The 9,635-nt window shown below is 55.3% G+C and carries 7 protein-coding genes; 3 read left to right on the top strand and 4 right to left on the bottom strand.

The window, feature by feature from the left end; translation table 11 throughout:
- Positions 1-181: 181 nt before the first annotated feature.
- The 4 genes from B2R17_RS19280 to efp form a co-directional block, all read right to left on the bottom strand.
- Positions 182-1,546, bottom strand: coding sequence for a sulfatase (locus B2R17_RS19280; protein ID WP_286765255.1), 1,365 nt, complete (start codon positions 1,544-1,546; stop codon positions 182-184).
- A gap of 177 nt (positions 1,547-1,723) precedes the next feature.
- On the bottom strand, positions 1,724-2,569 hold the full coding sequence (locus tag B2R17_RS19285) for a sugar phosphate isomerase/epimerase family protein (protein WP_286765256.1): 846 nt from the start codon (positions 2,567-2,569) through the stop codon (positions 1,724-1,726).
- 100 nt (positions 2,570-2,669) lie between these two features.
- A complete protein-coding gene (gene mgtE, locus B2R17_RS19290; RefSeq protein WP_286765257.1) occupies positions 2,670-4,019 on the bottom strand; it encodes a magnesium transporter in 1,350 nt (449 codons plus the stop codon).
- Between the two features lie 78 nt (positions 4,020-4,097).
- The gene (gene efp / locus B2R17_RS19295) at positions 4,098-4,667 is read right to left on the bottom strand and encodes an elongation factor P (protein ID WP_007333924.1); all 570 of its coding nucleotides are present in this window, start codon (positions 4,665-4,667) and stop codon (positions 4,098-4,100) included.
- Positions 4,668-4,712: 45 nt separating this feature from the next.
- Here efp and epmB point away from each other — a divergent pair, with 45 nt between their 5' ends.
- The 3 genes from epmB (at position 4,713) to B2R17_RS19310 (ending at position 9,063) form a co-directional block, all read left to right on the top strand.
- The gene (gene epmB, locus B2R17_RS19300; RefSeq protein ID WP_286765258.1) at positions 4,713-5,858 is read left to right on the top strand and encodes an EF-P beta-lysylation protein EpmB; all 1,146 of its coding nucleotides are present in this window, start codon (positions 4,713-4,715) and stop codon (positions 5,856-5,858) included.
- Positions 5,859-5,994: 136 nt separating this feature from the next.
- A complete protein-coding gene (locus B2R17_RS19305; RefSeq protein WP_052035027.1) occupies positions 5,995-7,743 on the top strand; it encodes an ABC transporter permease in 1,749 nt (582 codons plus the stop codon).
- A 246-nt stretch (positions 7,744-7,989) separates the two neighbouring features.
- A complete protein-coding gene (locus tag B2R17_RS19310; protein WP_286765259.1) occupies positions 7,990-9,063 on the top strand; it encodes an aldose epimerase family protein in 1,074 nt (357 codons plus the stop codon).
- Positions 9,064-9,635: the final 572 nt, after the last annotated feature.

The following is a 9,635-nucleotide window of genomic DNA, read 5'->3' on the forward strand; positions in this document are numbered from 1 at the left end:
CCCTCACGTACGCCTGAACGGCGTCGCTCGACCTCCCCCAAAACTTCGTTTCGGGAGAGGTACGCCGTGTGTAAATCTGCCGAAAAGCGGCACTTAAAAATCACACGACATCCAAAGACGAAAGCTGCTCAAAGATTTCCCAACCACGCCACCGACTTCATCCGAACGAACGCCGATTCCGTTATCGCTTAGGCTTCACCGCATCTTTCGGCAACCATTTTGCCAGCTCATCTTTGACGATCTGCAACTCAGGTTTGCCGGCCAAGTTGTCGTACTCATACGGATCGTTGCGGCTGTTGTACAACTCCTCGTCGCCGTTCGCGTACCGGATGTAGCGGTACTGCTCGCTCCGAACAGCGTGGTTCTCGTAACCGTGAGTCGTGATCGCGGGAATGTTCCACTCGGCATCTGGATCCTTGAGCAGCGAAGTGATCTCGTGACCTTCCACGTGCTCAGGAACCGGCACCCCAGCCAATTTGCAAAGCGTGGGATAGACCGACATCAAGTCGACGGTTCGTTCGCATCGACTTCCCGGCGTTGTCATTCCGGGGACGACCCAGATCATCGGCGTTCTCGTCGGTTCTTCCCACAAGGCGAACTTGCGCCAATGTTGTTTTTCGCCGAGTGACCAACCGTGATCGGTCCAAAGAACCAAGATCGTGTTGTCCTTTTGCGGGCTGCTTTCATACGCATCAAGCAACCGCCCCAAGTTCATGTCGGTGTAGGCACACGTCGCCAAGTAAGACTGGATGGCCGCCTTCCAACGACCAGATTTCAAAAACTTCTTGTGGTCTTTGTCTGCACCAGCCATCCGCAGACCGGCTGGGGGCAGATCATCCAGATCGTTTTCACGGTGAGGCGGAAGCTGAATCGATTCCAGCGGAAAGGCGTCGTAGTATTTTCTTGGTGCAACGAAAGGCAGGTGAGGCTTGTAGAGACCGCAGACGATGAAGAAAGGCTGATCAGATTCCGAATTCAGGCGATCGATGCAGTAGTTGGTCGTGTGCCAGTCGATCAGATCGTCATCCTTCAAATTCGGATGGACTTTGTCGTTGTGATATCCATCCATCTTTTGAACACCGGGACCATTGGACGACAATCCTTTCTTGGACATGTAGTCGGTCCATTCAGAGGCATGATAATCCATCGAATGATAAATCTTGCCCGCACCGAAAACCTCGTATCCGGCGTTCAAGAACTGAGCCGCCATGCCATCGCCGGCGGGTTGGTACTTCTTCCACTGGTCGCCGTTCTTGTAGCAACCGGTTGTCCAAGGTCGACGCCCACCCATCAACGCGCATCGAGATGGTTCACAAGCGGGAACGGCGCAGTAGGCGTTGGTGAACGCCACACCCATCTTGGCCAGCCGATCAAAGTTGGGCGTTTGAGCTTGAGGATTCCGCCCCATGAACGTCAACCAATGATTGAGGTCATCAACCGCCACCATCAACACATTGTGTTGCTTCTTCGCTTCCGGTTCCTCGGCAGGAACACTCGTCGCCGCACAGACGAGCATCAAAAATAGACAAGTCAAAACGCGTTTCATTGGGTGTGCCTTTCCACAGGTGGGGCTTCGCCAAAGCGAAGGATGGGAAGTCGCTGAACGTGCCAGAAGTGCGAGGAACGTTGCGTGCTGAATCGTTGCGAGGGGGACAATAGGCATCCAGCCTGTGTTTCTCGCAATCACAGGCTGGAAGCCTATGCCACTTTCTTCTGCTCAGCTCTAAGCCAACACGTCACTGCGTATCTTGGTGAGCAGTTTGATTGCGTCGCCAATCTCTGCTTTTTGTCTCGCCGGGTCTTCTGGGATTTCGCGTTCGATCGTCAGTGGTCCGGCGTAGCCGATTTCACGCAGCGTCTGCAGGTAGGTTTCCATGCCGACGTCGCCTTGTCCAAGCGGGACTTCGCGACCGAAGGTGACGCCTGGTTGGTCGCTCCACACACCGTCTTTGCAGTGGACGCTACGCACGTGCGATCCAACTTTGCGAAGTGCTTCGATTGGGTCGCCGGATCCGTACAAGATCATATTGGCGGGATCGAAGTTGATCTTCAAATTGTCGCGTTCGACTGAATCGATGAACGTCAGCAACCCGTCCGCTGTTTCTTGCCCGGTTTCCAGGTGCAAGAATTGTTCGTTGGACCGACAATGATCACACAGTTGTTGGGTGACTTCGACGATGCCTTCGTAGTCCGCGTCCGCCGGATCGTGCGGAACGAATCCGATGTGCAACGCAACGCAGTCGACGCCCAACACGCGAGCGAAGTCGCTGATCTCCATCATCTCCTTGAGGCGAGCCTGACGTGTCGCCGGCGGAACCAACCCCACTGTTTTGACAACCGTTGGAATGTCGGCGTAGCTTTCGCCTTCGAAGCCACCGAAGACGGCGGTGCACTGGATGCCATATTCATCGAGTTGCGATTTAAACTTCTGAGCGGCTTCGGGAGTTCGGTTGTCAGCGTGCGGGGCGTGCAGCTGGATGGTGGGCAAACCGAGTTCGCGAATGACCGGCCAAGCAACTCCCAGGCCCGCGTCGATGGAAGCGAATACACCAATGGGCCAAGACGACATAGATCGGTCCTTTCAAAGAGTTGCTCGATGAATTGAGAGACGGTGAGAAGCAACGAAGCAAGCGAGCCACCGAGCGGATGGTTTCACCGGTTGGGCGGAATCATCCGAGCAGAACGCGGGCAACGTTGATGTAAATCACGATGCCTAAGATATCAACAATTCCGGCCACAAAGGGGTTACTCATCAAAGCAGGGTCCAATCCCATCCGTTTAAACAGAATTGGCAGCGTGACACCGCACATGCATCCGCAGAAAATCACCGACAACAATGTGCATGGGATCACCAATGCGGCCCACGCCGTCGGAGCGATCGCTAAGGCGACCAAAAAGCCGATCAGCGCCAAAAAGCCGCCCAAGAGCAGCGAAACCACAAATTCTCGCGAAAGAACTCGGGGCAGATCACTGTTTTTGACTTCGCCGCCGGTCATCGCGGTGATGACCAAGGTCGCCGATTGGCTGCCGGAGTTACCGCCGGCACTGATGATCAACGGGATGAACCACACCAGCCAAGCGAACGCTTCCAGCTCATCTTCGTAGGCTCGCAGTGCAAACGCGGTGAGCAACGCAGCAAAGAACAAAATCGTCAGCCAGATCCCACGTTTGTAAGACAGTTTGAACAAACCGATTCGCAAGAAGTCATCTTCCAGCGGCGCAACAGCGGCGATTCGTTGAGCGTCTTCGGTCAGCTCTTCCCGAACAACGTCGATGACATCATCGTGCGTGATGATGCCCAGCAGTTGGCGTCCCGAATCGACCACGGGAATAGCCAGCAAGTTGAACCGTTCGACTTTCTCGGCGACTGATTCTTGGTCTTCGTTGACCAGAGCGACGACGACGTCGGTTTCCATCAAGTCGCCAAGCGTCTTGGTCGTGTTGCTGATCGCTGAAACCAATTGCCGTGCCGAGACGATGCCACGCAACAAGTTGTTGTCGTCGACGACATACAGATAGTAAATCGTCTCCAGATCGCTGGCCCGGCGTCCCAGTTCTTCGAGTGCCTCGCGAGCGGTGAAACGCTCGGCCAACTTGGCGACGTCGGTCGTCATCAACGACCCGGCGGTGCCTTCGACATACGAACGCAAACGTTCGATGTCACGGCGGTCGATTGCCGGCAGCAGCGGCAAGATGTTTGCGACCGTTTCCGCGGGCAACCCGTGGATCAAGTCGACACGGTCATCGGGCGGAATTTCTTCGACCAACGCGGCGGCCTGATCGGCCGGTTCTCGCGTCAGCATTTTTAGTTTTCGGTCTTCTTCGAAGTACCCGAAAATCTCGGCACGCCGATAGGGTTCGGCGTACTGCAGCACAGCCCAAACTTCGGCGTCTTCCAACCCTTCCATGAACTCGGCCGTGCGCCCAGGATTCAGCGTGACGCAAAATTCCCGCAGATCGGTTTCCTGACCGAGTTGCAGCATTTCGCGAAGTTCGGGCAGGAAGAGCGTGTTGACCATGGGGACCTTACTAGACCGAATTCACGATGGAATCACAGCGGTTCCAACTCAGCAACAACGAGTTCGAACGTATCGAGATCAGTTGTTGACGCGTTCGACGTACTCGTTGTTGAGCGTGTTGATTTTGATGATGTTGCCTTCCTTGATGAAACCAGGAACGTTGAACTCAGCTCCCGTTTCCACCATCGCTGGCTTGGTAACGTTGGTCGCCGTGTCGCCCTTGGTACCAGGCCCACACTCGGTGACTTCCAACTGAACGTGTTGAGGCGGTTCGACGATGATTGCCGCGCCGTTGTACAACGTCATCGAGCACTCGGTGCCGTCCTTGAGGTACTTCCAGATGTCGCCAGCGACTTCGTTTGGTACTTCGTATTGTTCGAACGTGGTGCCGTCCATGAACACGTAGTCTTGGCCTTGGCGATACAAAAATTGCACCGTGGTTGTTTCCACGTCGGCAGCTTCCAACGAGTCACCGCCTTTGTACGTCCGGTCCAGCGTGGTGCCGCGAATCAAGTTTTTCATCTTGCACTTGTACATCGCGTTGCCCTTGCCGGGTTTGACGAAGTTCATTTCGGTTATCAAATAAGGTTCGCCGTCGATTTGAACCTTCAGTCCTTTGCGAAAATCGCTGGTGTTGTACGTTGCCACGGTGGGCTCCACTATCAATCGGAAAAGCCAAACGGATAAAAATCAGTGAACCGAGTCCTGGAAGGAAACGTTCGTGCGGGCAGTTTAACGGCCAAAACGGAGTTTGTCCCGGTGGGGGAACCGCCCAGAAACCAAGGTTCCGGCGATGTTTTTGGCCAAAATCGTGAAGAGTTGAATCGAGAGTCCTTGCAAAGCAAAGCACAAGGCGAAACAGCGAATTGGCGGGGCTCGATGAAACGTGCCATCCGCTCGGCGGGTGAGCTGCGCAAGCATCTGAATTTGGCCTCGCCCGTTGACGATCCGAATGGTTCCGCCGGCGAAGATCACGGTTTTCCGGTTTTCGTGCCGCTGGAGTTTGCTGCTCGGATGAAGCCGGGCGACCCGAACGATCCGCTGCTTCGGCAAGTCCTGCCATTGCCCGAGGAAGCGGAATCGCCCGAAGGATTCAGCAGCGATCCGGTGGGCGATCTGCACGCCGCCGTCGCGCCAGGGTTACTGCACAAGTACCACGGTCGAGCCCTCGCGATTACCACCGGCGCCTGCGGCATCCACTGTCGATATTGTTTCCGTCGCGAATTTCCGTACAGCGACAACAGCAGTCGTGGTGATCACCTGGACTTGGCACTGAAGTATCTGCGAGAGAACGATTCGGTCGAAGAAGTCTTGCTCAGCGGTGGCGATCCGCTGACGTTGACCGATAATTCGGTTGCCGAATTGATGCAGCGAATCGAATCGATCCCGCATGTGCGTCGCTTGCGATGGCACACTCGAATGCCGATCGTCATTCCGTCTCGAGTGACGAACGCTTGGATCGAAAGAATGCGAGCTTCGCGTTTAACGTCTTGGGTCGTCGTTCATTGCAACCATCCGGCGGAATTGGACGCGGAGACCGGTGCGGCGTTGATGCGTTTGGTCGACGCCGGTGTTCCGGTTTTGAACCAAGCGGTCTTGTTGCGAGGCGTGAACGACGATGTGGATGTGCTGGAATCGTTGTGCCGACGGCTGATTGATTTGCGAGTGATGCCGTATTACTTGCATCAATTGGATCGAGTTCGCGGGGCGGCCCACTTCGAAGTCGACCAGGAATGTGGTCGCGCGCTGATCAGTCAGTTAGAATCGCGTCTGCCCGGTTTTGCCGTCCCCCGATTTGTTTGCGAACAAGCGGGTGAAGCATCCAAGACACGTCTCTGATTTGGCCACATGATTTGTGGCATTGCCCTCGTGGCAACTCGCGTTTCTTTCCCGCTCACTGTTTAGGCTTTGTCCGAAAAGGGGATCGTCCCTTATCGAACGGTGCCTCGTCGATTGTCACTCAACGAGAACTGCATTGAACAAGCCGATCGCTGACCCGCCGCTGTCTTCCGTCGCAAACGCAGATGGAACCGTTGCCAATCCGGTCTCAGCGTGGCTGCAGTCAATGATCGCTTCGGTCGTGAACACGTTGCGGTTCAATCCCGTCGCGGCGTTTCGCAACAATCCGGTGCTGCAACGCGAGTTGCTGGTCAACCTGCGAACGAACCGGTCGTTCATTTTGTTGTTGGTGTATCAGTTGGTGTTGGCCGCGGTGACTTTGGTCGCTTGGCCGAGTGATGAGCGGTTGAATCTGAGTCAAGATCCGCCGTCGGCCCGTCGCTTGGTCGATTTGTTTTTTCTTGGCCAGTATGTGATCGCATCGTTGATGGCTCCCAGCTTTGCCGCCGGGACGATTTCGGGCGAGAAGGAGCGACAGACGTATGAGATGTTGCTCGCCAGTCCGCTCAAACCCGGTGCAATTGTGCTGGGCAAATTAGTCGCCGCGCTCACTCACTTGGCTTTGCTGATCGTCGCGTCTTTGCCGATCATCGTGCTGTTTTTGCCTCTTGGTGGAGTCAGCGTTTACGAGGTCGCGGCAGCGTATCTGGGACTGTTCGTATCGGTGATCCTGTTCGGTGCCATCGGCGTTTTCTGCAGCAGCTATTTTTCGCGAACCAGTAACTCACTGGTTGTCAGCTATCTGCTGATCTTGCCGCTCGTGATCGGCGGTGTCTTGATGTGGCAAACACTCGCCGGTGACGGTTTACTCCGATTGAAGGTTGTCGTGCTGGTAGTGCCTGCGTTTGCTTTGGCGGCCGTCACGTTGATGTGCGCCGCGGCGGCTTCTCGAATGTTGTATCCGCCAGACGTGGGTAGCGAAGGCAAGGAGGTTGTTGACCTTGAACAAGAGGCCGCCGAAGCGGTCGGTTTGGTGATCCAGCCCGATCAATTCCCGGACCGTTTGTTTGCTCCGCCGCGACGCGAGACGTTGATGGCCGATGGTGCCAATCCGGTTTATGACAAGGAGATCCATGGCGAGATCTTCAGTCAGGGCACGTTGATGCTGAGGCTGGTGATTCAGATCAGCATTTTGCTCGCGATTCCGTTGATGGGTGCGTTGTTGTTTTGGCAAACGCCTCACGCACCGTGGTTCGCGGTGTATGTGATCGTGTTCAACATGCTGGTCGGACCGGTGTTCCTCGCCGGAACGATGACCAGCGAACGTGAACGGCAGACGCTGGATTTGCTGATGACGACCACGTTGTCGCCTTGGAAGATTTTCTGGGGCAAGTTCGTTGTCGGTTTTCGAGTTGCATTTGTCCTGACAAGCTTTCTGGTTTGGCCGATGCTGCTGGGCGTGGGGCTGAACACCGACTTCTATTCCAGTTGGTTTTTGATCGTCGGCATGTTCGCGATTCCGGTTGTGGTCAGCGTCGTCAACGCCATCATCGCGATGACCGCGTCGCTGTATCAGGAACGAACTTCGATGGCGTTGATGACCACGTATGTGGCGTTGATCGTGTTGTACGTCGTTCCTCCGGGAGCCCGCGTGTTGGCGTCGACGCTCGGATTGTCATCGACCGTTCAGCAGTGGATCGAATGGGCGGGAGTGGCCAGCCCATTCTCCGCATTGTTTTCGTTGCCGATGGACTCGCTGTTGATGCGAGGCGACCAGCCTTACCTGGGTGAACCCAACTTGGTGTTCGGCTATTTCGCATGTAGCTTGCTGATCATCGCGGTGGCATCCTGCATGATCGCGTGGAAGCTGCGACCGAAGCATTAGGAAGAATGGAAAGTGGCTCAGAGACTCAGGGCCACGGGTGAGGTTTTCTTCTGGATCGCAATCTCTCAATTTGCATTGTTCATTTTGCAATTCGCAATCCACCCGGCCCGACCAATCGCGATGCCATAGCAAACCAAGTCCGGGCCAATCGATTCGCACCTTGCGTAAGGCTCGCGAAAATGACAGTCTACAGAGCCCGCGAATTCGCGATTGAGATCCGTTTCCTTTCACCTTTTGCAGCGATTTATGAGCCTCGTCACGACTCCATTTGGCCAAACCAAGGACGGGAAACCGGTCCAGAAGACCACGCTAACCAATTCGCACGGCCACCGTGTTTCGGTCATGAACTGGGGAGCATCGCTACTAGAAGTCGAGGTGCCGGATCGCGACGGCAAACTGGCCAACGTGAACATGGTTTTCGACTCGATCGATCGCTACTTGGATCCGCACCCCGGTTTCGGAAGCTCGATCGGTCGGTTCTGCAACCGCATTGGTTTGGCAAAATTCGACATCGATGGCGAGACCTATCAGGTCACGGTCAATCATGGCAAACACTGCTTGCACGGCGGGGAAGTCAATTTCTCGCACAAGTGGTGGGACGCTGATCTGATCTCTGGCAAAGATGCCAATGGCAATCCGGAGATCGGTGTTCGGTACAGTCTGGTCAGCCCGGACGGGGACGAAGGCTTTCCCGGCGAAGTGACGGTGACCGCGGAGTACCGCTGGAACGATGCCAGCGAATTGACGATCGAGTTCACTGCGACGACGACCAAGCCGACCCATGTGAACTTGACCAACCACAGCTACTGGAACTTGGCCGGCATCGCACCTGGTGACGGCGGAGCAAGCTCCATCCATGACCACGTCGCGCTGCTTCACTGCAACGAAACCTTGGACGTCGACGAGGACTTGATTCCAACTGGAACGACCTCGTCGGTCGAGGGAACGCCATTCGATTTCTTGCATCCTGAAACCTTCGGAAAACGCATCGATCAACTGCCCGCCACCAAGGGCTACGACCATTGCTACGTCGTCGCAGGAGAACCTGGCAAGCTGCGACCAGCGGCTCGCGTGGTGGATCCGAAATCGGGCCGAACGTTCGAGATTGAAACGACTCAACCGGGCATGCAGCTTTACACCGCCAATCACCTGGGCGGCAACGCGTCGTCAGCCGGACACAAATCGCACGAAGCGTTCTGCTTGGAAACGCAGCACTATCCCGATGCTTGCAATCACCCGAATTTCGAAAGCACACTGCTGCGTCCCGGTGACAAATTGACGGAAACAACAGTGCATCGGTTTGGTGTGGATGCTGGTTGATTGTTTTTGGGCATTGAAAAAGTTCAATTGACAATTGTAAATTTGAAATTTGCTTTGTGGCCGGGGGTTGCTGCGTCGCAGCATATCCCCGGAAATGAAAAGCTCACGCCGACCGTGAAAGGTTCCCAGAGTCTTCGCCCCTTTCAGGGCCGGGGATTGTCGGGAGCATGAATCCGGTGGTGTTCACTGCGTTCAAACCACCGGCTACCGTCTGCAATCCCTTCGGGATGAAACTTTCGAAAGCCAGCATGCTCGGAAACCCCGAACGTTTAGCAGGTCAGTATCGGGCTGGGCTATGTTTGGGAACCGTGGCGACCGCTAGATGGCTTACACAGCCAAAGACTCTTTCATTTGTGCTAACCGGGCCTAACGGCCTGCGGCTGATTTGGTTGGTGCGGTAGTCGATTGCATACAACCACCATTTTTCAATTTACAATTGTCAATTTAACTTTTTCAATTGCCATCGCTGGCGAATCACTGTGGAGCTCGCACTGCTCGAGGCGTTTCGCCGGCGTTCTCTTGGCGGCTTGAGCCAGTACGTGCTAACCGGGCCTAACGGCCGTCGGCTAATT

The sequence above is a fragment of the Rhodopirellula sp. UBA1907 genome (assembly GCF_002337565.1).
GTDB classification, from domain to species: Bacteria; Planctomycetota; Planctomycetia; order Pirellulales; family Pirellulaceae; genus Rhodopirellula; species Rhodopirellula europaea.

Coding starts and splice junctions, on each gene's coding strand:
- B2R17_RS19310 (WP_286765259.1), top strand. CDS start 7,990: ATGAGCCTCGTCACGACTCCATTTGGCCAAACCAAGGACGGGAAACCG.
- B2R17_RS19285 (WP_286765256.1), bottom strand. CDS start 2,569: ATGTCGTCTTGGCCCATTGGTGTATTCGCTTCCATCGACGCGGGCCTG.
- mgtE (WP_286765257.1), bottom strand. CDS start 4,019: ATGGTCAACACGCTCTTCCTGCCCGAACTTCGCGAAATGCTGCAACTC.
- B2R17_RS19280 (WP_286765255.1), bottom strand. CDS start 1,546: ATGAAACGCGTTTTGACTTGTCTATTTTTGATGCTCGTCTGTGCGGCG.